The sequence below is a fragment of the Paenibacillus sp. MDV22-iso6 genome (assembly GCF_058408365.1).
Window position 1 is genome coordinate 178710 of sequence record NZ_JBZVDZ010000005.1, and the last position, 24978, is coordinate 203687.

The following is a 24978-nucleotide window of genomic DNA, read 5'->3' on the forward strand; positions in this document are numbered from 1 at the left end:
TGGCAATACGGTTAACGCTATCCTATTTATTAATGATTCTAGGAATTAGCTTCCTCTTCTTCAGCACTTTCAGCTGGCTGTTCTTGAATCAATCCGGCAAACAACGCATGTACGAATTGCTCCGAGTCGAATGGCTGCAGATCATCAATTTTCTCACCCAGTCCGACCAGCTTCACAGGCAGATCCAACTCCTGACGAATTGCAACAACAATACCACCTTTGGCGGTACCATCCAGCTTCGTCAGTACAAGTCCAGTTACCCCGCTCTTCTCTCCAAAGAGTTTGGCCTGATTCAGTGCATTCTGACCTGTAGTTGCATCCAGCACCATTAATACTTCATGAGGTGCTTCCGGAATTTCACGTTGAATGACACGATAGATTTTGTTGAGTTCGTCCATCAGATTGGATTTATTTTGCAGACGGCCTGCTGTATCACAGAGCAATACATCAGCACCCCGCTGCTTCGCAGCCTGTACCGCATCATACATTACAGCTGCAGGGTCAGAACCTGATTGTTGCTTAATGACTTCCACACCAGCACGTTGTCCCCATACTTCGAGTTGTTCAATCGCTCCGGCACGGAACGTATCACCTGCTGCCATGATGACCTTTTTACCCTGCTGTTTGAAGCGATGGGCCAGCTTACCAATCGTTGTTGTTTTACCAACACCATTAACACCAACAAACAAAATGACCGTAATGCCATCCGGATTCATTTTCAGTTCATTATTCTGCTCGCCACGAAGCAAACCCGTCAGTTTTTCGGACAATACAGGCTGTAGTTCAGCCGCATCCTCAATTTTACGTTTTTTGACCTCATCACGCAGATCTTCAATCAGTTTCATGACCGTATTGACACCTACGTCGGCTCCAATCAGAATCTCTTCCAACTCTTCATAGAATTCCTCGTCGATTTTTTTGCGACGGATAACGAGATCCGATACTTTCTCTACAAGGCCTTTACGCGTCTTTTCCAATCCGTCCTTGAACTGTTTGGTAACCGACTCCGTTTTGCTTGCAATGCTGTCTCTCAGCTTTTTAAAAAAACTCATAAAGCCCCTCCATCGTGTACATTTCTTAGTTTAAATGATATTAGATGAGTTCATGCGTGACAACCAACTCAAAGATTAGGCAATGACAGCTTCCTCATCTTCCAGTTTAACCGAAACGAGCTTGGATACTCCGCCCTCTTCCATCGTGACACCATACAGCACATCCGCTTCTTCCATTGTGCCTTTGCGATGTGTAACAACGATGAATTGTGTTTGTTCCGAGAACTCACGCAAATACTGGGCAAAACGCACCACGTTGGCTTCATCCAGTGCCGCTTCCACTTCATCCAGTACGCAGAACGGTACCGGCTTAACATGCAGAATAGCGAATAAGAGAGCCATCGCGGTCAACGCTCGTTCCCCACCGGATAATAGCTGCAGGTTTTGCAGCTTTTTGCCTGGTGGCTGTGCGACGATATCAATGCCCGTATCGAGCAAACGCTCAGGGTCCATCAATACAAGATCCGCGCGACCTCCGCCAAACAGCTTGGTGAAGACAGCCCCAAACTCCCGGCGAATCGCATCAAATGTTGCCTTGAATCGTTTGGCCATCTCGTCTTCCATTTCTCGAATAACCTGATACAACGTTGTTTTGGCTTCAACCAGGTCATTCTTCTGCGTGCTGAGGAACTCATACCGTTCGTTAACCCGCTGGAATTCCTCGATGGCTCCCAGATTGACGTCGCCAAGAGCTGCAATGCTGCGCTTCAGTTTCTGAACCTCAGCTTGTGTGCTCTCCACATCTTCCGGTACTGGATAACGCTCTTTGGCGAGTTCATAACCGAGCTCATACTCATCCATCAGTTTGCGCAGAATATTTTCCAACTCAACATCAAGTCTGTTCACGGAAATTTCCGTTTGTCGCATCTGTTCCTCCACAGCTTTCAGCTGTGTGCGCTGTTCCTTCGTTTCACTCTCGGCAAGCTCAAGCTTCTTCGACAGCTCGCTTCGGGCAGCACGCTTGAAGTCCAGCTCCTGTGCAGATTCCGCTTTTTTCAGCTTGTATTGGTTAAGATCTTCAATCTGTTTAACACTCTCAGTCTCTGTTTTCTTCAGATCGGCTTCCATGGAGGCTAGCAACGTACGATTTTGACGAAGATCCTTCACCAGTGAATCCACTTCGCGCTCCAGACGACGCAATTGCTCCTCGTTGGAGAATCGTTCCTGATCCAGTTTCCCCTCTCGGACTTTCAGATCAGTGAGTTGGGTCTGCAATTCCTCCTTCGCCGATTCATTCGCTTTACGCGCAAATTCTGCGGCATGAATGGCCCTATGAGTTGCCTTCTCTTCTTCCTCAAGCTGCTCCAGCTTCTTCACGGCGACATCGCGAGCTGTATCCATCTCTTTGATTTCTTCGGTAAAGCCACTCTTCTCCTGCCCGGCTACAGCAACCTGTTCCAGCACGTGACGCAGCTCATGCTCAACCTGCTTCATTTCCATTGAAGCCTGCTGTTCTGCATTCCGGGTGTCGTCTCCAGACTGACGCAGCTCGTCCAGCTTGTCCTGGCACTGCTCCAGTTGAGTTTTTACATCATCCACACTGCGATGAAGTTTTACGATCTGATTTTCGGTATCCAAAATATCCTGGTCCAGCTGGTCCAGCTGCCGTTTGCGACTGAGCAGACTTACATTTTTCTTGTGCTGGCTACCACCAGTCATCGAACCACCCGCGTTAACCACATCGCCTTCCAGGGTTACGACCCGGAAACGATATTGGCAGCGAGCCGCGATCTTATTGGCATCCTCCAACTTCTCCGCAATAATGACATTTCCGAGTAAGCTTCCAATGATCGCAGCATAACGTTCTTCGTATTGTACGAGATCCGCACCAATTCCCACAAAACCATCCATGCCTTCGATCATCGAACGTTCACCCGCACCAATGGTACGTGCACGAATAACATCCAGCGGGAGGAACGTAGCTCTGCCCAATTGACGTTGTTTCAGAAAAGCGATCGCCTGTCTGGAAACCGATTCATTCTCCATGACGACATGCTGCAGGGAAGCGCCCATCGCTGTCTCTACCGCAAGTTCGATCTTTTCAGGCACTTTAACGAGCTCTGCAACAGCTCCATGAACCCCGTTCAGTGTACCTTTGCGTGATGCCTTAAGAACTTCTTTGACACCCAACATGAAACCGTCAAAATCATCCTGCATCTCTTTCATTGTATCGCGACGGGAGACCTGGGCTTCACGCTTCTGCTCCCATTTACGGACAGTTCCCCGGCTTTCTTCGAGCAGCTTCTGCAACGATTGGAGACGTTCACTTTCCGTAATATATCCACCGCGCAGATCACTGATTTCCTTGCCCAAACGAACAACTTTTTTCTCAATCTCCGTTTTGCGGGCTTCCAGCGTTTCCTTCTGGCCTTCCCACTTGCCGGATTCCTCAGTCGCGCGATTCATTCGCCGTTCCAGCGTTTCTTTCTGTTGGTCCGCGTAACGAATTTCATTTCGTGTCTGAGCCATCTGATTCATCAGTTCCAGCAAGTTGCCCTTAAGGCTTTCCTCCTGCTGTTGGCTAATGCCGCCAGTAACACCGATAAGTTTGGCCTCTTCTTCGGATAGGCGGTTTCTTACGTCACTCAATTCCAGTTCAAGCTTGGCAAACTTTTCGCGTAATGCAAGTAACTCGGCTTCACGCTCCCGATGTCTCTCTTCACTCGCTGCAAGCGTCACTTTAAGCTGTTCCTGGTTCGTCTGCAGATGACGCGAACGCTCCTTGAGTAGTTCTCCTAGCCCTTCGCTCTTCTCCGTTGCTTCACTGAATTGCAATAAGGCCGATTGCAGCTGTTCCGTCTCCGTCTCCAGCGTACGCAGTGCATTTCGGTCACTTTCCAGCTTGGCATCATGAGTGGAGACGATAGCCGCCAATCCGACTTCTTCCTGTTTCAACGATTCAAGTCGTTGGTTTGCTTTGCTCCAGGAAGCGTGAATTTGTTCAATCTGATAAACATACATAGAGATTTCCTGCGATTTCAGCTGTCCACGTAATTCCTTATAATGGATTGCTTTCTCCGATTGTTCCTTTAACGGACCAATCTGGTCTTCCAACTCGGTGACAAGGTCATGAATACGCAATAAATTCTGTTCCGTCTCATCCAGTTTGCGAGTAGCATCCCGTTTGCGAGATTTATATTTAACAATACCTGATGCCTCTTCAAAGATCCCCCTGCGATCCTCTGAACGGGTACTCAGAATCTCTTCGATTCGCCCCTGTCCAATAATCGAGTAAGCTTCCTTTCCGATCCCGGTATCCATAAACAATTCGGTAATATCCTTCAACCGACACGACTGCTTGTTGATAAAATATTCACTGTCTCCGCTGCGATGTACACGACGCGTTACCGTTACTTCGCCAAAATCCAAAGCAAGCGCATGATCTTCGTTATCCAGCGTTAACGAAACTTCACCAAAATTAACAGCCTTCCGTGCATCACTGCCGGCAAAAATGATATCTTCCATCTTGCCACCACGCAGTGATTTGGCGCTTTGTTCCCCAAGAACCCAGCGTATGCCGTCTGAAATGTTACTTTTGCCACTTCCGTTCGGGCCCACAACAGCGGTTATGCCACGAACGAATTCCATTTCCGTTTTGTCGGCGAATGACTTGAATCCACCCAGTTCAATCCGTTTCAAAAACATAGGGTTTCCCGTCACCTCCTCTTGCAAATTTCAAATGTTGCATTCAGCGCCTAGTTATCGAACAGGAAAAGAAAATCCTGATCCTCCTTACAAAAAAAGAGCAAAAAGCAGTCCGGCCGATAAATTCCGCCAGGCGGACCCGCGGGCTGCTCTTTGCTCTTCGTTTGTCTATGCGCTTACGGTAAAGCTCAGGCTTCCGGAAGCTTCAGTCGATCCAGTGCTGCGGATGCAGCCTGTTGTTCGGCTTCCTTTTTGGAACGTCCTGTACCTCTGCCAAGCCGTTCTTGACCCATATGGACCTCGGAGACAAACTCCCGTTCATGGGCAGGGCCCCGTTCCTCAACAATACGGTATTCCAGAGCTCCCATATTGTGATGCTGAGTGAGTTCCTGCAATTCCGTTTTGTAATCGCTCATTTGCAATTTGCTGCCCAGAACGATCAACGGAAATACATGCTGATCCAGAAATGTCCGGACAGGCGCCAATCCCTGATCCAGATATAATGCACCGATGAAAGATTCAAACACATCCGCTAACAAAGCCGGTCTAGTTCGTCCTCCCGTCAGTTCCTCACCTTTACCAAGAAGTACATACTGCCCAAAACCCAACGCTTCAGCAAATTTGACGAGGGAAGGCTCGCAGACAATGGATGCCCGCAGCTTAGTTAATTCACCTTCCGGCCGGTTAGGAAACAAGTGATACAAGTATTCCGACACAGTCAGTTCCAGTACCGCATCGCCCAGAAACTCCAGACGCTCGTTATCCTGATGCTGACTGAACCGGTGTTCGTTTACATAAGAAGCATGGGTAAACGCTTGTTTTAAAAGCTGCCTGTTGTCAAATTTGATTTGAAGTTTGTGTTGTAACTGCTTCAGATCTTCACTCAAACGAACTAGCCCCTTATGCTTCAAATTTTTTGAGAATAATGGTGGCATTGTGACCGCCGAACCCAAATGAATTGGACATGGCAATGTTGACTTTAGTTTGACGTGGAACGTTTGGAACATAATCCAGATCACATTCCGGGTCCTGATTTTCCAGGTTGATTGTTGGAGCAAGCGTCTGATGTGTCAGCGACAATCCGCAGATTACAGCTTCTACGCCACCAGCAGCACCAAGCATATGACCTGTCATCGATTTGGTTGAACTCACAGCAAGCTTGTACGCATGATCGCCAAACGCTTTTTTGATCGCAAGCGTTTCGGATCTGTCACCTACAGGTGTTGATGTACCATGTGCATTGATATAGTCCACTTCTTCTGGTTCGATACCCGCATTACGAAGAGCCATCTTCATGCAACGAGCTGCTCCGTCCGGATCAGGCTCCGTCATGTGATGTGCATCGCCAGTGAGACCGTAACCAATTACTTCGCCATAAATACGAGCACCACGTTTTTGAGCATGTTCAAGGGATTCAAGGATCAGAACTCCCGCGCCCTCACCCATAACAAACCCGTCACGTTCTGTATCAAAAGGACGGCTCGACTTAGCCGGATCATCATTACGTGTAGACATGGCACGCATTGCACAGAACCCAGCCAGACCAGTTGGTCTAATGGTTGCTTCCGCACCGCCACAAATCATTGCATCCGCATCACCGTTTGCAATCAGCTTGAAGGAATCTCCAATGGAGTGTGTTCCTGTAGCACATGCCGTTACCACGTTGATGTTAGGACCTTTCGCCCCGAGAGAAATCGACATCTGGCCAGAAGCCATGTTGGAGATCATCATCGGAATGAAAAATGGGCTTACGCGTTTAGGACCTTTTTGCAGCAATGCATTATGTTGGTCCTCCCAAGTACCCAATCCACCGATACCCGATCCGATCGACACACCAAAACGCTCTGCATCAATGTTCTCGTCAATTTTCAGACCACTGTCTTCAACGGCTTTGAAACCAGCTGCTACAGCGAACTGAACAAAACGGTCCATTTTACGTGCATCTTTGCGATCCATGTATTCTTCCGGGTTGAAATCCTTGATCTCGGCTGCAATTTGAGTGGTATATTCACTTACATCAAACGCCTCAATCTGAGAGATTCCGGACTTACCTGCCATTAAACTGCCCCAGAACGTTTCCAAATCTTTTCCGAGCGATGTCATTACGCCCATTCCGGTAATTACAACTCTTTGTTTCAAACCGACTCACCTCTATATCGACTGCATTACGCAATTATTTTGTGGGAATATCCGCAAGCAGACGTCTAGCCAAGCAGGACCCGGAGATCCGTTTGACCAGCGCCGCTTGCGGAATGAGAAAAACCAATGAATGATGAGAAGTCCCGCCTGTTCGAAAACAGGTGCGGGACTGAATTGACTTTAGGTATGAGATTGTATGTAGTTTACAACTTCACCTACGGTCGTGATTTTTTCTGCATCTTCATCAGAGATTTCCAAATCGAATTCATCTTCCAATTCCATGACCAATTCCACTACATCCAAAGAATCAGCACCCAAATCTTCTTTGAAAGATGCTTCAAGTGTAACTTCAGCTTCGTCTGCGCCCAAGCGGTCGACGACGATGCGTTTTACACGCTCCAATACATCGGACATCCGGTTCACCTCCTCCTTGGTATTATACGAGAATCGCAGGCAAAATGCCATAGAAGACATATGCGGCTCCCGGCCGGGGAACCCGGCCTTTTTCCGGCATTTCGGATCGTCCAGCGCCTGTTCCCCGACTATTGTTCAAGTCCGGGAAGAATTACATGTACATGCCACCATCAACATGCAGTGTCTGCCCTGTCATATAAGATGAAGCTTCTGAAGCCAGGAACGTGACAACACCGGCGATTTCATCCGGTTGGCCCAGACGGGACAACGGAATACCGTTCAACATGTTGTCCACGATCTCCTGGGACAATTCCTTCGTCATATCGGTCTCAATAAATCCTGGTGCAACGCAGTTAACTGTGATGCCGCGGGAGGCAAGCTCACGAGCAGATGCCTTCGTCAAACCGATGACCCCTGCCTTGGCAGCAACATAGTTTGCTTGTCCAGCATTTCCGAGCACACCCACAACAGAGGAGATATTGATAATTCTACCAGACCGTTGCTTCATCATTGGACGTGTAACCGCCTTAAGGCAGTTAAACACCCCTTTGAGGTTGGTTTCGATCACCTGATCAAATTCCTCTTCCTTCATACGCATGATCAGATTATCACGGGTAATTCCAGCATTGTTGACAAGAATATCAACGTTGCCCCATGCCTCAATGGTAGCTTTGACCATTTGTTCGGCTTCGTCCATCTGGCCCACATTCGCTTGAATCGTAATTGCCTGGACACCTTTGGCACGAATCGCTTCCGCTACTTCCTCAGCTGCCGCTTGACTGCCCGCATAATTCACGGCCACGTTGGCGCCAGCCTCGGCCAAAGCGAGTGCAATACTGCGCCCAATACCACGGGATGCACCGGTAACGAGCGCATTTTTGCCTTGTAATGGTTTAGACATAATCATTCCTCCTTTCCCCAAATCTAATCATGGTTAATCAAATTAGTGCAGCTGCCGTTGCTTCGAGCGTCTCAAGACTGTTTACATTGTACAGTTTAACGGTTTTATCTGTTTTTTTAATCAAACCTGTTAACACACTGCCAGAACCAATCTCGATAAAGGTATCTACACCTTGCTCAATAAGCCATGTCACACTGTCTTCCCATAAAACCGGAGAATAGACCTGAGCTGTCAATAAATCCTGAACCTTACCGTCCTCCACAGGTCTTGCAGTCACATTTGCAACTACAGGGACATCCCCAGGTGAGAACGAAACAGTTTTCAGTTTCTCAGCCAGCTTCTCTGCTGCATCCTTCATTAAGGAAGAATGGAACGGACCGCTTACTTCAAGTGTGATGGCACGTTTGCCGCCCGCTTCTTTGACCCGTTCAGCGACAGCAGATACCCCTTCCTTCACACCGGAAATCACGATTTGTCCCGGACAGTTGATGTTGGCAAGTTCAACCACATGACCACTTTCGGATACGTCCCGGCAAAGCACCCCCAGCGCTTCCCGATCCGCACCCAATACCGCAGCCATTGCACCCTGTCCACCAGGAACAGCCTGTTCCATATATTGACCGCGTGCCCGCACAATGCTTACCGCGTCCGCGAACGAAAGAACGCCCGCCGCGACCAGTGCACTGTATTCACCCAGACTGTGTCCGGCCGTATAATCAGGCTGAATTCCTTTTTCTTTAAAAGCCTCAAGCAATGCAATACTTGCTGTCAGCAGAGCCGGTTGTGTATTCGATGTCTGTTTCAACTCGGTCTCTGGTCCCTCAAAAACAAGATTGCTCAGCGCGAAACCTAGCGTTTCATCGGCTGTGCGAAAAATCTCTGTTGCCGCAGGCACAGACTCATACGCGTCCTTGGCCATGCCCACAGCCTGCGATCCCTGTCCGGGAAATACAAATGCTATTTTACCCATCCAATTCATCTCTCCCAGCTGTCTAGTTTACCAAACGAGTACTGATGCGCCCCACGTCAATCCGCCACCGAAACCAACCATGAGCACAGTATCTCCGGCTTTCATGCGGCCTTCTTCAGCAGCTTCTACCAGAGCAAGCGGAATGGAGGCTGCAGATGTGTTGGCGTATTTATCCACGTTGACTACAACTTTCTCTTCAGGAAGCTCAAGTCGCTGCATTGCAGATTGGATAATCCGGATATTGGCTTGGTGAGGAACAAACAGATCCACGTCCGTACGTTCCAGGCCAGCCTTGCGCAGAACTTCGATCGTCGCTGTACCCATCACCCGTACTGCAAATTTAAACACTTCACGGCCATTCATGTAAATATAATGTTTTTTGTTCTCAACCGTTTCTACGGATGCAGGCAGACGGGAACCTCCGCCCTCCATTTGAAGCAGGCTTCCGCCCGCACCTTCAGCTCCGAGATCGAATGATTTAAATCCACGGCCTTCCGGCACTTCACCAACGATAACCGCACCGGCGCCATCGCCAAACAGCACACAGGTATTACGGTCGGTATAGTCAGTAATGCGAGACAAGCAATCTGCACCAATAACAAGTGCATTGTTGTACATGCCGCTTTGGATAAAGCTCGTTGCTGTTGCCAGACCGTATACAAATCCGGAGCAGGCAGCAGACAAGTCAAATGCCGCAGCGCCCTTGGCACCAAGCTTATCTTGCAAAATACAAGCAGTAGAAGGGAATGAAGAATCCGGTGTAATAGTTGCCACAATAATCAGATCAAGATCGCTGCCAGTCATGCCAGCAGACTCAAGTGCTTTGATAGCTGCCTCGTATGCCAGATCTGAAGTCGCCTGATCCGGTGCAGCGATGTGACGCTCCTTGATTCCTGTACGACTGACGATCCACTCATCATTCGTATCTACCATTTTCTCCAAATCGCTGTTTGTCAAAATTTTCTCAGGTACATATTTACCAGTACCGATAACCCCTACCGGGCGCAAATTATTCATGTCTTCACTCACTTCCCGCTAATTTCCTTAGATATGCTCTCCACCAGCTGGTTCTGTACTGCAATCCGTGCTTGGCGCACAGCATTTTTGATGGCATTGCCATCAGCCGATCCATGACTTTTCACCACAAGTCTGCTCAAGCCGAGGAGTGGTGCACCACCATGCTCGGTATAATCCAGTTTCCGTTTCAAACCGCGCAGCTCAGGCATGAGCACAGCAGCAGCCAGTTTGCTTTTGAGCGATGATGAGAATTGTTCCTTAAGCAGAGCGAAAATGGCACCTGCTGTGCCTTCGAGCGATTTCAGCAATATATTTCCGGCAAATCCATCACATACAAGCACATCACACGCACCTGTAAGCACATCACGGGCCTCTACGTTACCAACAAAACGAATCGGAAGTTGCTCCAGCAAAGGATAGGCATGTTTGGTCAACTCATTCCCCTTACCGGGCTCCGTTCCCACATTGAGCAGGCCCACTCTTGGTGACGCGATTCCCTGCACTTTTTGCCGATACAAGCTCCCCATCAGACCATACTGTGCGAGGTGTTCCGGTTTGGCATCCATATTCGCACCAAGATCAAGTGCAAGTACACCCACATCATCGATCGTTGGAATCATGGGTGCAAGCGCCGGGCGCTCAATACCTTCCATACGACCTACCACAAGCAAGCCGGCTGTCATCAGCGCTCCGGTATTGCCCGCAGAGATCATGGCGTCTGCTTCGCCTTCCTTAAGCATACGACCTGCAACCACCATGGAGGCATCCTTCTTACGACGGACTGCCTTTACTGGTTCATCATCCGAACCGATCACTTCGGAAGCATGCCGAATCGTCAGATTAGCAGGTTTGGCACCTGACTGACTCAGAAGAGGTTCCAGCTTGGCTTCATCGCCGACCAGGACGATCTGTGTATCCGCCCATTCCGTAGCCGCGGCGATCGCACCTTCTACTGTTGACGCAGGTGCGTTATCGCCTCCCATGGCATCAATGACGATTTTCATCCCAAATGACCTCCTTCTACGCTGTCTTCTCCACCTGAATGGTAGATTACAAAGTTGCCTTGAAACACCATTTCTTCACCCACATAAGTGAACACTTCTACTTTGGCTTTGCCCTTTTGACCCGGAATCGATCTCACATAGGCCTTCGCAATACATTTCTCGGCCAAATGAACCGAACGAACAAAACGAATGTCTGCGGACGCCGTCAAAGCAATCTCGTCATTAATAACGGCTACAGCCAACGAGTTGGCCTGTGCAAAAACATAGTGTCCTCGAGCAATGCCCGTTCTCGAAAATACGTGTTCTTCCTTAATCTCAAACAAGGAAATCCCGCTCTTGTCCAGTTGCAAGTCCACAATATCACCGATAATCTCATGCAGGGGCAACGAGCGCACCTGATCATAGGAACGCTCCGCCATCAGTTTCATCCGCTCCCGAAGCTCGGGAATCCCAAGCTCCAGTCTGTCGAGACGAATCGTCTGAATACTCACCTTCAATTGGCGTGTAAGTTCCTGATCCGTCACAAACGGGTTGTCTTCGATCATTTTGGTTAACTGCTGCTGCCTCTGTCTCTTCGGTACACGTTCGATGCCTGACACCCCCCGCTGTATCGTTTAAGGAACCGCCCAATCCGGTCAGTTCAATACTCTTTCACGTTGCTTCTATAGTTGCATCCCTGTTCAGCAGGGTCGTTCTCACACGAATCATGGTTCATGTTTATGTAACGTCAAATCTTAGAACCTGGTACTAAACTATAGTATATCTCATCCCGTGTCAAAAAGAAAGGCTGGCTGAACAAAAACAATCCTGCCTTGCGGAGCCTGGCTTCACAGCCCCGAACACAACCAGTAACGAGCCTTACTAAAATATCAAAAACGTATATTGAACTATATTCACGAAGATAGAATACAGGTAAAGGTAGTTATTTTTGCGATGCTATAGTCTAAAAAAAGTAGCACCTCATCGAAATGAAGTGCTACTTGATGTCTAGCTATTATTGAGAGATGATCTCTCTTGCTTTGTACGTTCCGCACACTTTGCATACGTGGTGACTAAGCTTCAGCTCGCCACATTGTTCACATTTCACCATACCCGGTACTGCCAATTTAAAGTGAGTGCGACGTTTGTCGCGACGCGTCTTGGATGTTCTCCGTTGAGGTACTGCCATTATTCCCACCTCCTTATCAAAATAAACCTTTGCAGGTAGTTGTTACAATGTTCGATTTTCAATCATGCTCATTTAAAAAAATCCTTGAGCCCTGCAAGCCGCGGATCGATAACTTGGTTATCACAACCGCAGTCACCTTCGTTCAGCTCATGGCCACACTTGGGGCATAACCCTTTGCATGTATCGCTACACAGCGGTATAAACGGAAGATTCAGCAGAAAAGCTTCCTCAGCATAACCCTTCAGATCAACGCTATCTCCATCCACATAGAAAGTATCGTCGTCTTCGTGCAATTCCTCTGGCTGCTTTCCCTTCTTGAATTGCTCATGAAAATCAATATGAAAATGTTCATTAATCGGCTTAAGACACCGGGAGCACAACATGTCCACTCCTACTGTCAGCTTGCCATGAACATCCACAACGTCTCCCTCTCTGAACTCTGCAGATAAATCTGCAGTCAGCGGGGTAACGGCTGTGATATCTTGTCGGTTAGAAACCAGTTCCTTGATATCCCACTGTTCATTAAACTGCAGGGGACCATCACTGGTAGCCACTTTGCGAAATGGCATTAACATTTCCCATCACTCCAAACGAAACCAATCTCATAATTAAAGTTAAACGCCTAACGACAGTTATACAGGTCAAGCCTGACTCTTGCAACACATCAAATTCCTGACTGTATGTAATCTGACGATTCATCGTTAAAAGTATTATGAAATTGACTTAACAAACAAAAATCATTATACCGATTTTTCAAGACGTTTGTCAACACTTTTAACTTTACACCCTTTTTAAAATTGACGATCCTAATCCGCATTCGATCTCTGATACATTATAGGCTTACTGTAAGTTAAACTACAAGTCATGCATTTTGAAGGCGGGTTCGGGCTATATCGATCTGAAGGATTCTTTTCTTTTTCGTTGTACACACTGCGATATGATTTGAACAAAGGTATATCCATGTCCTATTATGGAACAAGATGAGCTCACATATTATCGGGCTAGGAAGAGAAAGATTGATCCCCATTTGAATATTTACCGAAAGGAGCGCGTTCTCATATGAAAGCCGTTGGCGTCATTGTTGAATATAACCCTTTACATAACGGACATGTCTACCATCTGAGTGAAGCAAGGCGGCTCAGTGGAGCAGACGTTGTTGTGGCTGTGATGAGCGGCCCTTTCCTCCAGCGCGGCGAACCCGCCATCGTGGGCAAAAGGGCACGCACTGAGATGGCGCTGCATGCTGGCGCCGATCTGGTGCTTGAACTGCCGGTTGCCTATGCTGTCCAACCGGCCGAGTGGTTCGCCTTTGGTGCGGTGTCACTTCTGCACCGCACAGGCGTGGTGGACTCGCTCTGCTTTGGCAGCGAGTCCGGCGACCTGGACAGCCTGCAGCGCATTGCGCGCGTGCTGGCTGTGGAGCCCGCAGGGCTGCGCGAGGATATCGCGCGCCGCCTGCGGGAAGGCGCCAGCTATCCCGCCGCATACGCAGGTGCGGCGGCGGCACTGGCGCCTGGCGGCGTCGATGCGGAAGACGCCGCTGCACTGCTGGGGCAGCCCAACAATTCGCTTGGGCTGCATTACCTGATCGCGCTGCAACGGCTGGGCAGCGCGATCAAGCCCTATACGGCGGCGCGTACCGGTGCCGCGTATCATGAGGCGACGCCCGGACCGGGGGCGATCGCCAGTGCAACTGCCGTCCGCCGCCTGCTGATGGCGGACGGGCCCGAAGCCGCCGCGCCATACGTGCCGGCGGCAACCCTTGCCATTCTGCGGCGCGAATGGCAGGAAGGGCGCGCTCCCGTGCACTGGGAGCGTTTTGCACAGCCGCTGCTGCACATCGCGGCCACACGCCGTGCCTCCGAGCTGGAGCAGATCGCCGAGGTCACGGAAGGACTCGAACACAGGCTGAGCCGTTCACTTGCTCAGCTCCCGGAGCCTTCAGTCGAGGCGTTGCTGAACGCACTTAAAACGAAACGGTACACACGCACAAAGCTACAGCGCATGCTGACCCATATCCTGCTGAATCATACCAAGGCCGAATGTTCGCCCGAGAAGCTGGCTGAAGGGCCAGCGTATCTTCGAGTGCTCGGGTTTAATGCACAAGGACAGGGCCTTTTGAAACAGATGAAAAAGACGGCTTCTCTGCCCGTTCTGCTGAAACCATCAACCTTTGTCCATAACCAGTTGGAACTGGATGTACAAGCTCAGGCAGCATATGCACTCGCCTGTGAACACATCAATACACGCATGATGTACAGCGACTACTATGAACCACCTGTGAGACTTTAACTCTACGTTCAGTCATATCCATAGCTGGTTCAACATAAACGATTTCGAAGCCCCAAGTTCAATGGATCGACTCACAAGTTTTTGCGTTGTTTAATATCGACTACTCAAACAAAATCCCCCTATCGCACACCGATTCGGCATCGTTGCAATAGGGGGATTTCACATCATTCTCATATTGGTTCAAGCATTATTCGTTGCCAATAATTGTTTTAGGATTTGACAGACAAGGTTTTCAGATAAGCCAGCGCATCATCCACTGTGCTAACAGGAATGAGTTTCATTTTGGTGCCAATTTGTTCAGCCTTAGTTTCAGCTTCTTTATAATTATCCTTCGGCACAAAGAAAAACTCCGCTTCTTTCCGGTCTGCCGCAACAATTTTGTGCACAACGCCACCAATTGCGCCAACCACACCTTCTTTGTTAATAGTTCCAGTGCCAGCAATCCGGTGACCTTTCGTCAAATCTCCAGGGGTCAACTGATTGTAAATCTCCAGGGTGAACATCAGTCCGGCAGATGGACCACCTACCTGAGTATCCGTGAAGGATATCTGTTTATCCGGATCTTCTGCTTTCACTTTCTGAACCGCTCCGATCATGACACCCAGTGCCGGGCGAACTTCACCGGTTTTGCTATCTTTCACTTCAATCAGTTGAACGTCGCGGCTGATGGTCTCTCCGCCTCGCTCTAATTGCATCTCAACCGTTTCTCCGACCTTTTTGTTTTTTAACTGCTCAGACAGCACTGTATTGTCCGGAGTTGCCGTTCCGTTTACACCCAAAATAATATCTCCGGGCTCAATATCTCCCTTAGGTTTTGGATCTTCGGACAGCCCAAATACAAAAATATGCTCAGGAACAATGGAGTATTTCACTCCTGCCTGCTCATAAGCCGCCTCCATTGCCGAGGATTGTGAATCACTCATGAACCAGACCTGTTCGGCAGAATATTCCGCTTCGCTTTTGCCACGCAGCCGATCTTCTTTTTTATCCACTTGAGCATTTCGATTAAACAAGGAGGTTCCTAGCAAAAACACATTGGCGTATGTTGCCGACACTGTCGTCATCATAAACACACCGCGTTCTTCCTTATCCCCCTCTTTCACGGTAACCATGGGTTTTACTTCGTCGGCACTGCCAGGCATATAAATGATATATGGCGTTGGCATATATACCGCAACATAGACGACCAGAGCCACCACGATCACAAAGATCGAAGCTCTGAATCCGCCAGATTTCCGAATCCGATTCATTGCATGAGCCCCCGTTCTTTGCGTATCTTTCAATAATTATAAGTCTAACACTCTCATGCTTTTGCATACAATGGTACAGGCCGGATAGGCCGCTGTTTACAGTAGCTTATCCGGTCAAGGCCGAAGCGTCCACGGACGTCATTCGGCCGTCCACAACTAATCCTGGCCGAGTGTATGCGGCACGATCCATATGAGGTGAAACAATGACAATGCAGAGCGAAGTTACGGGCTCTGGACCGTTACGAACGGTACTTATGAGTACAGGCGCTTTATTGCTGGTAATTGCAGTAGTTGTATCTCCGAAAGATGCATTCGATGCCTCTATTCAAGGTTTAGACATTTGGTGGAAAATCATCTTTCCTGCCATGCTTCCATTTCTGATGTTATCCCAAATGCTGACTGCATTCGGCTTTACCCACGCACTTGGCGTCTTATTAGGGCCATTAATGCAGCGCTGGTTCCGTCTGCCGGGCAAAGCCGGACTGGCCATTGTTGTCGGCATGTGTGGCGGCTTTCCGGCAGGAGCAGATACCGCCTCCCGCCTAGTGCAGGATCAACAAATTACCGCCAAACAGGCGGGTATTGTCGCATCAGCATCTCATTTTGCCAATCCATTGATGATTATACTTGTCATCGGTGCAGCTTTTCTTCATCAGCCTGCTGCTGGATATTTCCTTCTGATCGTTCACTGGGTTAGTGGATGGATTGCAGCCATGATCGGAGTACGACTCCTACCCAAGGAATCAAAAGAGGAAGAATTCCCAACTGCAAACCCTTCTTCGTATAAACGACGGAGCCTATGGTCACAAATGATGTTTGCAGCCCGCGAAGCCCAGAAACGTGACGGACGCGGGTTCGGCAAATTGCTTGGAGACACGGTCTCCCAAGCTGTACAAACTTTAATGATGACCGGAGGATATATGATTGTGTTTGCCGTGTTTGTTCGGCTGCTCACTCTCTATATCACCCCCGGTACTTCAGTTGCTTTTTGGCCCTCACTGCTGGAACTGCATCTCGGAACTTATCATCTGAGTCAGAGCCCACTGACACCCGTTCTGCTAATGTCTTTGCTTGCAGCTGTTCTCGGCTGGGGTGGTCTGTGCTCTCATCTGCAAGTCTCCGCCGTGCTGAAAGCTGCGGGACTTGCCACAACGTCCATGTTGTATTTTGCCGGAATCCGCCTGCTTCATGCATTGGTTGCATTTTTCATCAGCTTGCTGCTGTGGCTGCCATTCAGCCGTTACAGTTCCGAAGTCTGGGCTACGTTTCAGAACAATCCGGGCAATGGTTTGGCACCTTTCCTAACCAAGCAGTCCCTGGTAGGCATGAACACCTCCGACATCATCGATGCCGTCTGGAATGGTTTCCCTGCTGCCTGTATCGGTCTGGCATTGCTGCTCACCGTCATGATCTGCCTATCCGGGCTGACCTTCTGGTTTAACCGCCGGTTTTCTCGCTAATTTTCTGACGCAGCGCAGCTTCCACTTCAGGTGAGACCAGATCGGTGACATCTCCGTGGTAGTGGGCAATTTCCTTGACGATGCTGGAGCTCAGATAAGAATATTTCGGATTGGTCATCATAAAAATGGTTTCCGCATCCGGATTTAACTTGCTGTTCGTCGAAGCCAGCTGAAGCTCATATTCAAAATCCGTCACCGAGCGGATACCACGGACAATGACCTGAGCATCTTTTTGCCGTACATAATTTGCCGTCAGATCACGGAAGCTGTCCACCTCCACATTAGGCAGATGACTCGTGACTTCCGTAATAAGACTCTTGCGTTCTTCCACCGTAAATAATGGATTTTTGCTCATATTATTCAACACAGCCACGATGACGCGATCGAACTGCTTCGACGCCCGGGCAATAATGTCCAGATGGCCCATAGTTACGGGATCAAAACTGCCTGGATATACGGCAATTCGTTCCTGACGATGTATCATTTCACTCATGAGGAGCCTCCCCTTCCGCTGCGCTAGGTTCTCCATCTTCTGTTGTTGCAGCAGGTGCATAATAATAGATGGATACAGCTGTCTCCCCATACAATGCCTTGCGCGTTTGTTCAAACGGGCCGAATTGCTCAGGGTAACTATATTTGGATTCATATTCAAGCACAATGGTCGCTTCCGGTTCAAGCAGATCCAGTTCGTGCATCGTAAGCATTAACTCGTCCCCATTTTTCATACGGTAGGGTGGATCAAGAAATACGAGATCAAATTGTGTGTTTCGCTTGGCGAGCGCCTTCAATGCACGACTGGCATCATTCCGGTATATGGCCGCCTGATCTTCCAGCTTGGTTGCTTTCAGATTTGCACGGATCACTTCAATACTTTTCGATTCCAAGTCAACAAAAACAGCCTTGTCCATGCCGCGGCTCAGCGCCTCAATACCGAGACCTCCACTGCCTGCAAACAGATCCAATGCTGTACCGCCCTCAAAATAAGGGCCAATCATACTAAACAACGCTTCCTTCACCTTGTCGGTGGTCGGCCGCGTCCCTGTGCCAGGAACAGCCTTCAGCGGTCTGCCTTTCGCACTCCCAGATACCACTCTCACTGATGAGTCACCTTTTCTCTCTATGTAAGTTTATTGATAAAGCTATCGTACCACAATCGGGTTCAGTTTGAAAAATAGTGCGTCTGCTTTCTCTCTAGAAAATTGTTGACGCAATTGTTGACGGATATGTATAAAAAGGAAACTTTCCGGCCATCCTGTAATTATCGACATCACAAGTGTCGTAGACAACCGCGGAGAAGACTTACGTTTCCCCATAAGCTCTTCGTCCGGTTTCTCCTCTCCCATGAAAAAGAAGCTCTCGAAAGAGAGCTTCTTTTTGTTATCTTTATTATGTACCATAACCCCATTGACTAATTATAAAACCGCCTTCAGACAACCTATTGCCCATATTCATCCATACTGGCCTCGAATTGCGATTGTAACCATCCAATATCTTTCAGCCATTCTTCCATGTCATTCATAAATTCCGTATGATCCAAGTGTTTGATCTTATATTTCTTTAGTTTGTCGTTCAGAAAAGCATAGAAATAATGACTCAGCTCATATCGCTGTCTGCTTTTGCTAGACGTTTTATACTGATCCTCACTGACCGTCATATCAAAGTAAATCGTATTGTCCCTCTTTGCATATCTGACCGTCGATTTTCTTTCATATTCTTCAGGCAGACATCTGAAAACAAAGAACAGCTCAATGCCACACGCTTGATATTTACGTTCTACTTTATCAAACACAGGCTGCAACTCATCCGAAAGTGCGGCAACCTGTGTTAACCCTGAGGTGTCTGTCGACTTATCCAGTATCATATTAAAGTCCCTCTTTGTTCATCTCTTTGCTCATCTCTCTGTATTTCCGATTTGAACGGTGCAGGTTAATCATTGAAACCATAAGGAGAACTACAGGCAGCAACATATTCCATGACTGATTCTTAATCATCACAATAGCAAAGAACACCATTGCTGCCCATACCAATATTTCAATTGTTTCATACTTGGTTAACGTACGCTTGAATGCTTTTCTGGAAATAAGACGAATTAGGAAATAAGCGATTAAGCAATAGAATGCGACCATTCCGAGTATGGCAATCAGGGCCAACAACATCTCCATGAACATGCCTCTCATCACCTCTCCACTTTATTTCATTAATTTTACCATATGAGCGAAAGAGTGTCATAGGAATGCTCCTGCCTGAACTCTTGCACCGCCCCTCATTTACTTCTCTTCACTAATCACTGTCGCGTTATAGATCACAATGCGTTTGCCATCCAGATCAAAAAGTACCTTATTTCCATACTCCGTATCTTGCAAATCAATCTTACCCTCATACGTATGAATCAATTCTCCCGAATTACTGTATACGTTAACCACACGTTCCAGACCCCCGGAGTTGTTGGATCGCATCGTTTTCAGCGCACGTTCACCTGAAGCCGTATTAAAATACCAGATGAAGCATCCCACAATGATGCCTAGTATAACGAGTACCGTTACCCATACACCTGTCTTTGCTTTTCTGCTCAAAATAAACCCCTCCTTTATCCATGTCCAGTACAGTACGAGACAGGTACGGTAGCGGTTTCACAGCTCATCATCTGATAACAGCAAACAGAGGCCCCCAGTTTTGGAGACCTCTGTCCTTTAGCTACATCTTTATATAGCGCTATTACAGCGCACGAATGACAAATTCAAATTGCAGTTCGCCGTCCGAGGCGATGCGGTACTCCGGATGAACCGGTGCGCCCCAGCTATCGTCACCACCTACGCCCATTTGTTTGCCGGCTACCGTTACAACCGTATAATGCACCGGAGGCAGCTCATATGCATGTTGTGCATTCTCCAGCTCAAATGCCGTATATGGAGATACATTCAGCTCGACCGGAACTCCAGCCGATTCAATTTTGAAGCCACGTCCCGCGTTGTCGGTCAATTTGGCCCAACGTACACCCGTACGGTTGCCCGACTCCTGCGGTACAAGATATGGAGCAACGGTATCTGCTACCTTGCTGTCATGGATACCCAGACGAGCGCCAAATGCACGGTCCGCATAATTTTCTTCAGGTCCCATCGCCAGCCATTCAACATTTTCAAATTCCGGTGAAGTTTTGAAGGAAAGCGCATGAATCGGAAGATCTGGCAGACCTGCCGTTCCTTTATACGTATTATGCACATGCACACTACCATCTGCACGGACGGTATAAGCCACTTTCACTTGTACATCTGCCGAAATATTAAGTTTGTACGTGAATTCGATCCGATATTGATCCGTGTTTTGTTCCGCTTTCCAGTTCACACATCTAGGCAGCAGACTTGCAGCATACCAAGCCCCAAGCTCGAAGCCCATAGCAGTACCCTTATCATTATCGGTGGTCGCACGCCAGAACAATGGCATTGGAGGCTGTGCAATCGTCTCTTGACCTGACAGCTTCAGGGATACCAATGTTCCGAAAGCCTTGGAGAACAGGACATGGGTCTGACCTACCCTTACCCCGATATTAACGTCCCCTTCAACGACCTGAATTTCATTTGTCAGGTTCAGATCGGACTCTACAATTTCCGACTTTTCCTGAGCAAATACAAACTGTCCAAAAGCAACTTCCTCGCCTTTTTCTGCCCACAATGTTGCTGCTTTTAATACAAACGCGGTATTCACTGCGTATTCCCCGCCAGCAAGAGATTCCACATCAAGTGGAAGTTTCACAACGGTCTCGCTTTGTGGACCCACGTTTACCTCAAACGTTCCATGCAGCACTTCGTGACCTTCCCGATCCAGACTGTATACCAGTTCGAATTCAGATGTGTCTGCAAACAAATTATCGTTAACGATTTTCACGCCTTCCCGATCCGGGAACAGCTTGATGTTCTGGTACAGGAATTTGACTTCCTGCATCTTGGCAGACACTCTGCGGTCTGCGTACACAATGCCGTCTCCACAGAACGAATAGTCCGAAGGACGATCACCGAAATCTCCGCCATAAGCAAGGAACTCTTTGCCGTAACGATCTTTTTTGTATATGGCTTGATCAATGTAATCCCAAATGAATCCGCCCTGATACATCGGATACTTGTCTTCGAGTTCCGTATACTTATGCATACCGCCAATGGAGTTACCCATGGCATGCATATACTCACAGCTGATATATGGCTTTTCCGGATTCGCGTTCAAGAATTCCTCAATGTCGGCCGGTTTGGCATACATACGTGATTCCATATCGCTCGTGTCGTTGAAGCGACGATCGTGGAACACACCTTCATAATGAACAAGACGTGTAGGATCAGCCGATTTGAAATATTGCGAAACTTTATAAATCACTTCACCACCATGAGACTCGTTACCACAAGACCAGATCAGAATGGACGGATGATTTTTATCCCGCTCTACCATCGACACCGCACGATCCATAACGATATCATGCCACTCTGGACGGTCGCCAGGAATAACCCACGAAGGCTCAACTGCACCCAGTTTTTGCCATGATCCGTGTGTCTCCAGGTTCATTTCATCAATCACATACAATCCATATTCATCACACAGTTCATACCATAGGCTTTGGTTTGGATAGTGAGATGTACGAACAGCGTTCATATTGTTTTGTTTGATCGTCTGAACATCCCACAGCATATCTTCCTTGGTTACAGCGCGTCCGCGACGCGGATTGAATTCGTGACGGTTTACCCCTTTGAAGACAATACGTTTACCATTGATGTGCATCACTTTATCGATCATTTCAAATGTACGGAAGCCAACGGCCTGAGGTAGAACTTCCACCAGTTCGCCCGCTGCATCATATACTTGAATGTACAGACGATACAGGTAAGGAATCTCCGCGCTCCACAGGTTTACTTGGCCAATCTCCTCACGAAGACTCACCAGACCATTGGTAACTTCAATCCCGCCAAATGTTTTCACCGTGTTGCCTTCAGCATCCCTTAGTTCAGCGTTCACTTTGGCTCCAGCAGCAGCTTTTCCTTCAAGTTTCAGATCCACGTTTAACGTACCATGGGTATAAGACTTGTCCAAATCCGTTACAACCCGCACATCGCGAATATGCGCAGCCGGCACAGTATACAGATACACATCTCTGAAAATGCCTGAGAACCGCCAGAAATCCTGATCCTCCAACCAACTGCCTGTGCTGCGTTGATACACTTCCACAGCCAGTTTATTCTCTCCGTCCTGGAGGAATGGTGTCAGATCAAAATCGGATGGTGTAAAGCTGTCTTCCCCATACCCGACAAACTGTCCGTTAAGCCATACATAGAATGCAGATTCTACACCCTGAAACGAAATATATACCGGACTGTTCTGCCAGCCTGTTGGCAAATGGAATGTGCGAATATAACTGCCTACCGGGTTTTGGTCCTGCGGCAATGCAGGTGGACGCAGATCGTTTAAGCCATCCCAAGGGTATTGAGTATTTACGTATTGGATCTGACCGTAGCCTTGGAGCTGAATATGCCCCGGTACTTCAATATCATCCCAACCAGCATTGGAGAACTCCTGCTTATAAAAAGCTTCGGGGCGGCAATCCGGACGGATTGCATAATTAAATTTCCACGTTCCGTTAAGGTTGTAGCGCATAGCCATTGCACCGGATGCTTTTGCTTCTTCCATAGTACGGTAATAGCGATGATCCGAGTAAGCGTTAAGGCGGTTTACTTCAAAAACGCTTACATCGCCCAGCCAGTTAATATCTGCTTGTGTTGCTTTCATTCGGCTCTCTCTCCCTCTTGAAACAAATATATTTATTACTTATTCAGTACAGATTCTTATTTTCCTTTTACGAAACAAACATAAACAAACAGAAAGACAGAGGCACGCCATGTCTGGCGTCCTCTTCTCTCTCTTCTACATTGACGTCCATTCAGACGGTTTAATGATGATGCATTACTTAACGGAACCAACCATACCTGCGACAAAGTGTTTTTGCATAATGAAGAATACAATGGCTGTCGGTAATGTCGCGATGACGATGGCGGTCATGATGACACCATAATCCGGTGAATAGCTGGAACCGAGGTTCGAGATTAACAACGGAATCGTCTGTTGGTCTGGCGTTTGCAGCACCACGAGAGGCCACAGGTAGTTATTCCAGCTGCTCATGAATGTGATGATCGCAGCGGCTGCATATGTTGTTTTCATCGTTGGCATGTAGATCTTCAGGAAGATCCCAATTTCGCTCAAACCATCAATCCGGCCAGCTTCAAGCATCTCTTTCGGGAACATTTTGGTGTTCTGACGGAAGAAGAAGATTAGGAACGCCGTTGTGATGGTCGGCAGAATAACTGCGGCCATGGTGTTGATACCGATGAACGGTGCAAAACCAGAGATCGTAGCAAACATCCGGTATAAAGGAACCATCAGCGCTGCGAACGGAATCATCATCGACAGCAACAGAATGTTAAATACGATATCACGTGATTTCGTCCGATATACTTCGAATCCATAACCGGCCAAGGAACCAATCAGCAAAGCAAGAATCGTGGAAATAACGGAAACGATCGCCGAATTTCCAAGAGCCTGTACGAGATTGGTTGAATCCAGCAATTTGTTGAAGTTATCAAGGAAAGCCGATCCAGGAAGCAGTCTGCCTTTGGTGACATCTACAGAAGCATTGGTCGAACTAACAAGCATCCAGAAGAATGGGAAGATGGACACAAATGCAACGATGGACAAGAAGACATATGTGAATATACGTTTTGCTTTTGCTTTAGCCATTTCTCTCACCTGCCACTTTGAACTGGATAATGGACAATACGATAATCATCAGCACGATGGAATACGAAACGGTTGCCGCATATCCGAAGTCCGGTGAATATTTGAACGAAAGGTTATAAATGTACTGGGAGATGGACATCGTCGCATTACCCGGACCACCTTTGGTGATGTTCATAATCTCATCGAAAATTTGTAATGTACCAATCGTCGATGTAATGGAGGTGAACAGGATAATCGGTTTGAGCAATGGAACGGTAATTTTGAAAAATTGCGTGAAAGCATTTGCTCCATCAATCCGTGCAGCTTCATAGATCGACTGATCAATGTTCTGAAGAGATGACAGATAGAAAATCATGTTATATCCGGTCCAACGCCAAGTAACGGCGATTATAATCGTAATTTTAGCCCAGAACGGGTCAGTGATCCATTGAATCGGTTCAGCAATCACGTGCAGATTCATCAGGAATTGGTTAACCATACCGTCAGAAGAGAACAGATATTTGAATACGACAGAGTAGGCAACCAATGAGGTTACGCAAGGCAGGAAGATAGCAGTACGGAAGAAGCTACGGAAGCGTAACGTACTGTCATTCAATAAAACGGAAATAAACAAACCGAGAATAATCATGACAGGCACTTGAATGATCAAGTACAGAAATGTATTGGATACAGCAGTTCGGAACGTTCTATCAATGAATAATCTTTTATAGTTATCCAGGCCCGTAAATTCAAGATTGGCTCCTACACCCGACTTGAACGATAAGAGCAGCGCTTGCAGCATCGGATAGAAGTAAAATGCAACGATCCCGATAACAGCGAGCGATATAAAAGCCCATCCAGTCAAATTATTTTTCTTTTGCAGACTGTCTCCTGTATTCATGGCTTTGGCTTTCACAGT

At 47.9% G+C, this 24978-nt stretch carries 24 protein-coding genes; 2 read left to right on the plus strand and 22 right to left on the minus strand.

Annotated features, from left to right (window positions below):
* Positions 1 to 38: 38 nt before the first annotated feature.
* The 12 genes from ftsY to AC4PM4_RS15925 form a co-directional block, all read right to left on the minus strand.
* The gene (gene ftsY, locus AC4PM4_RS15870; RefSeq protein ID WP_063564665.1) at positions 39 to 1052 is read right to left on the minus strand and encodes a signal recognition particle-docking protein FtsY; all 1014 of its coding nucleotides are present in this window, start codon (positions 1050 to 1052) and stop codon (positions 39 to 41) included.
* 75 nt (positions 1053 to 1127) lie between these two features.
* Positions 1128 to 4697, minus strand: a complete 3570-nt coding sequence (gene smc, locus AC4PM4_RS15875) for a chromosome segregation protein SMC (protein WP_491614025.1) — start codon at positions 4695 to 4697, stop codon at positions 1128 to 1130.
* A 188-nt stretch (positions 4698 to 4885) separates the two neighbouring features.
* On the minus strand, positions 4886 to 5584 hold the full coding sequence (rnc, locus tag AC4PM4_RS15880) for a ribonuclease III (RefSeq protein WP_024630178.1): 699 nt from the start codon (positions 5582 to 5584) through the stop codon (positions 4886 to 4888).
* Between the two features lie 13 nt (positions 5585 to 5597).
* The gene (gene fabF, locus AC4PM4_RS15885) at positions 5598 to 6836 is read right to left on the minus strand and encodes a beta-ketoacyl-ACP synthase II (RefSeq protein WP_024630177.1); all 1239 of its coding nucleotides are present in this window, start codon (positions 6834 to 6836) and stop codon (positions 5598 to 5600) included.
* Positions 6837 to 7016: 180 nt separating this feature from the next.
* Positions 7017 to 7250, minus strand: coding sequence for an acyl carrier protein (gene acpP / locus AC4PM4_RS15890; protein WP_024630176.1), 234 nt, complete (start codon positions 7248 to 7250; stop codon positions 7017 to 7019).
* A 151-nt stretch (positions 7251 to 7401) separates the two neighbouring features.
* The gene (fabG, locus tag AC4PM4_RS15895; RefSeq protein WP_063564667.1) at positions 7402 to 8151 is read right to left on the minus strand and encodes a 3-oxoacyl-[acyl-carrier-protein] reductase; all 750 of its coding nucleotides are present in this window, start codon (positions 8149 to 8151) and stop codon (positions 7402 to 7404) included.
* A 37-nt stretch (positions 8152 to 8188) separates the two neighbouring features.
* Positions 8189 to 9121, minus strand: a complete 933-nt coding sequence (fabD, locus tag AC4PM4_RS15900) for an ACP S-malonyltransferase (protein WP_063564668.1) — start codon at positions 9119 to 9121, stop codon at positions 8189 to 8191.
* A gap of 27 nt (positions 9122 to 9148) precedes the next feature.
* On the minus strand, positions 9149 to 10138 hold the full coding sequence (locus AC4PM4_RS15905; protein WP_063564927.1) for a beta-ketoacyl-ACP synthase III: 990 nt from the start codon (positions 10136 to 10138) through the stop codon (positions 9149 to 9151).
* 8 nt (positions 10139 to 10146) lie between these two features.
* The gene (plsX, locus tag AC4PM4_RS15910; protein ID WP_063564669.1) at positions 10147 to 11142 is read right to left on the minus strand and encodes a phosphate acyltransferase PlsX; all 996 of its coding nucleotides are present in this window, start codon (positions 11140 to 11142) and stop codon (positions 10147 to 10149) included.
* A complete protein-coding gene (fapR, locus tag AC4PM4_RS15915) occupies positions 11139 to 11687 on the minus strand; it encodes a transcription factor FapR (protein ID WP_063564670.1) in 549 nt (182 codons plus the stop codon). Before fapR ends, plsX begins: the two co-directional genes overlap by 4 nt.
* 449 nt (positions 11688 to 12136) lie before the next feature.
* The gene (gene rpmF, locus AC4PM4_RS15920; RefSeq protein WP_017689233.1) at positions 12137 to 12310 is read right to left on the minus strand and encodes a 50S ribosomal protein L32; all 174 of its coding nucleotides are present in this window, start codon (positions 12308 to 12310) and stop codon (positions 12137 to 12139) included.
* A gap of 68 nt (positions 12311 to 12378) precedes the next feature.
* Positions 12379 to 12885 carry a YceD family protein gene (locus AC4PM4_RS15925; RefSeq protein WP_063564671.1) on the minus strand — a complete coding sequence of 169 codons (507 nt, stop codon included), beginning with the start codon at positions 12883 to 12885 and terminating at the stop codon, positions 12379 to 12381.
* 484 nt (positions 12886 to 13369) lie between these two features.
* On the opposite strand from AC4PM4_RS15925, the gene AC4PM4_RS15930 reads away from it, so the two are divergent.
* Positions 13370 to 14602 (plus strand): nucleotidyltransferase, encoded by a 1233-nt coding sequence (locus AC4PM4_RS15930; RefSeq protein WP_491614026.1) that lies wholly within the window; start codon positions 13370 to 13372, stop codon positions 14600 to 14602.
* Positions 14603 to 14811: 209 nt separating this feature from the next.
* Here the strand turns inward: AC4PM4_RS15930 and AC4PM4_RS15935 are convergent, their stop codons facing one another.
* Positions 14812 to 15852: a SepM family pheromone-processing serine protease gene (locus AC4PM4_RS15935; protein ID WP_064639097.1), complete on the minus strand. Its 1041-nt coding sequence runs from the start codon at positions 15850 to 15852 to the stop codon at positions 14812 to 14814.
* A gap of 203 nt (positions 15853 to 16055) precedes the next feature.
* Here AC4PM4_RS15935 and AC4PM4_RS15940 point away from each other — a divergent pair, with 203 nt between their 5' ends.
* Complete coding sequence (locus AC4PM4_RS15940) at positions 16056 to 17312, plus strand: nucleoside recognition domain-containing protein (protein ID WP_090949089.1); 1257 nt, start codon at positions 16056 to 16058, stop codon at positions 17310 to 17312.
* On the opposite strand, the gene coaD is transcribed toward AC4PM4_RS15940, so the two are convergent.
* The 9 genes from coaD to AC4PM4_RS15985 form a co-directional block, all read right to left on the minus strand.
* A complete protein-coding gene (gene coaD / locus AC4PM4_RS15945) occupies positions 17290 to 17796 on the minus strand; it encodes a pantetheine-phosphate adenylyltransferase (protein ID WP_090807427.1) in 507 nt (168 codons plus the stop codon). The two genes, AC4PM4_RS15940 and coaD, sit on opposite strands and share 23 nt — an antisense overlap.
* Before the next feature lies 1 nt (position 17797).
* Entirely contained in the window at positions 17798 to 18409 is a 612-nt protein-coding gene (gene rsmD / locus AC4PM4_RS15950) for a 16S rRNA (guanine(966)-N(2))-methyltransferase RsmD (protein WP_063564674.1), read from the minus strand.
* A 42-nt stretch (positions 18410 to 18451) separates the two neighbouring features.
* Positions 18452 to 18709, minus strand: a complete 258-nt coding sequence (locus tag AC4PM4_RS15955; RefSeq protein WP_090805348.1) for a hypothetical protein — start codon at positions 18707 to 18709, stop codon at positions 18452 to 18454.
* 38 nt (positions 18710 to 18747) lie between these two features.
* Complete coding sequence (locus AC4PM4_RS15960) at positions 18748 to 19173, minus strand: Imm44 family immunity protein (protein ID WP_491614027.1); 426 nt, start codon at positions 19171 to 19173, stop codon at positions 18748 to 18750.
* 1 nt (position 19174) lies between these two features.
* A complete protein-coding gene (locus tag AC4PM4_RS15965; protein WP_139209279.1) occupies positions 19175 to 19474 on the minus strand; it encodes a hypothetical protein in 300 nt (99 codons plus the stop codon).
* Positions 19475 to 19579: 105 nt separating this feature from the next.
* On the minus strand, positions 19580 to 19885 hold the full coding sequence (locus AC4PM4_RS15970; protein ID WP_063564677.1) for a hypothetical protein: 306 nt from the start codon (positions 19883 to 19885) through the stop codon (positions 19580 to 19582).
* Positions 19886 to 20027: 142 nt separating this feature from the next.
* Positions 20028 to 23075 (minus strand): beta-galactosidase, LacZ type, encoded by a 3048-nt coding sequence (gene lacZ, locus AC4PM4_RS15975; RefSeq protein WP_491614028.1) that lies wholly within the window; start codon positions 23073 to 23075, stop codon positions 20028 to 20030.
* Positions 23076 to 23249: 174 nt separating this feature from the next.
* A complete protein-coding gene (locus AC4PM4_RS15980) occupies positions 23250 to 24080 on the minus strand; it encodes a carbohydrate ABC transporter permease (RefSeq protein WP_063564679.1) in 831 nt (276 codons plus the stop codon).
* Positions 24073 to 24960 carry a carbohydrate ABC transporter permease gene (locus AC4PM4_RS15985; protein ID WP_491614087.1) on the minus strand — a complete coding sequence of 296 codons (888 nt, stop codon included), beginning with the start codon at positions 24958 to 24960 and terminating at the stop codon, positions 24073 to 24075. Before AC4PM4_RS15985 ends, AC4PM4_RS15980 begins: the two co-directional genes overlap by 8 nt.
* Positions 24961 to 24978 lie beyond the last annotated feature (18 nt).

Coding starts and splice junctions, on each gene's coding strand:
- ftsY (WP_063564665.1), bottom strand. CDS start 1,052: ATGAGTTTTTTTAAAAAGCTGAGAGACAGCATTGCAAGCAAAACGGAG.
- smc (WP_491614025.1), bottom strand. CDS start 4,697: ATGTTTTTGAAACGGATTGAACTGGGTGGATTCAAGTCATTCGCCGAC.
- acpP (WP_024630176.1), bottom strand. CDS start 7,250: ATGTCCGATGTATTGGAGCGTGTAAAACGCATCGTCGTCGACCGCTTG.
- fabG (WP_063564667.1), bottom strand. CDS start 8,151: ATGTCTAAACCATTACAAGGCAAAAATGCGCTCGTTACCGGTGCATCC.
- fabD (WP_063564668.1), bottom strand. CDS start 9,121: ATGGGTAAAATAGCATTTGTATTTCCCGGACAGGGATCGCAGGCTGTG.
- AC4PM4_RS15905 (WP_063564927.1), bottom strand. CDS start 10,138: ATGAATAATTTGCGCCCGGTAGGGGTTATCGGTACTGGTAAATATGTA.
- plsX (WP_063564669.1), bottom strand. CDS start 11,142: ATGAAAATCGTCATTGATGCCATGGGAGGCGATAACGCACCTGCGTCA.
- fapR (WP_063564670.1), bottom strand. CDS start 11,687: ATGATCGAAGACAACCCGTTTGTGACGGATCAGGAACTTACACGCCAA.
- rpmF (WP_017689233.1), bottom strand. CDS start 12,310: ATGGCAGTACCTCAACGGAGAACATCCAAGACGCGTCGCGACAAACGT.
- AC4PM4_RS15925 (WP_063564671.1), bottom strand. CDS start 12,885: ATGTTAATGCCATTTCGCAAAGTGGCTACCAGTGATGGTCCCCTGCAG.
- AC4PM4_RS15930 (WP_491614026.1), top strand. CDS start 13,370: ATGAAAGCCGTTGGCGTCATTGTTGAATATAACCCTTTACATAACGGA.
- AC4PM4_RS15935 (WP_064639097.1), bottom strand. CDS start 15,852: ATGAATCGGATTCGGAAATCTGGCGGATTCAGAGCTTCGATCTTTGTG.
- AC4PM4_RS15940 (WP_090949089.1), top strand. CDS start 16,056: ATGACAATGCAGAGCGAAGTTACGGGCTCTGGACCGTTACGAACGGTA.
- coaD (WP_090807427.1), bottom strand. CDS start 17,796: ATGATACATCGTCAGGAACGAATTGCCGTATATCCAGGCAGTTTTGAT.
- AC4PM4_RS15955 (WP_090805348.1), bottom strand. CDS start 18,709: ATGGTACATAATAAAGATAACAAAAAGAAGCTCTCTTTCGAGAGCTTC.
- AC4PM4_RS15960 (WP_491614027.1), bottom strand. CDS start 19,173: ATGATACTGGATAAGTCGACAGACACCTCAGGGTTAACACAGGTTGCC.
- AC4PM4_RS15965 (WP_139209279.1), bottom strand. CDS start 19,474: ATGGAGATGTTGTTGGCCCTGATTGCCATACTCGGAATGGTCGCATTC.
- lacZ (WP_491614028.1), bottom strand. CDS start 23,075: ATGAAAGCAACACAAGCAGATATTAACTGGCTGGGCGATGTAAGCGTT.
- AC4PM4_RS15980 (WP_063564679.1), bottom strand. CDS start 24,080: ATGGCTAAAGCAAAAGCAAAACGTATATTCACATATGTCTTCTTGTCC.
- AC4PM4_RS15985 (WP_491614087.1), bottom strand. CDS start 24,960: ATGAATACAGGAGACAGTCTGCAAAAGAAAAATAATTTGACTGGATGG.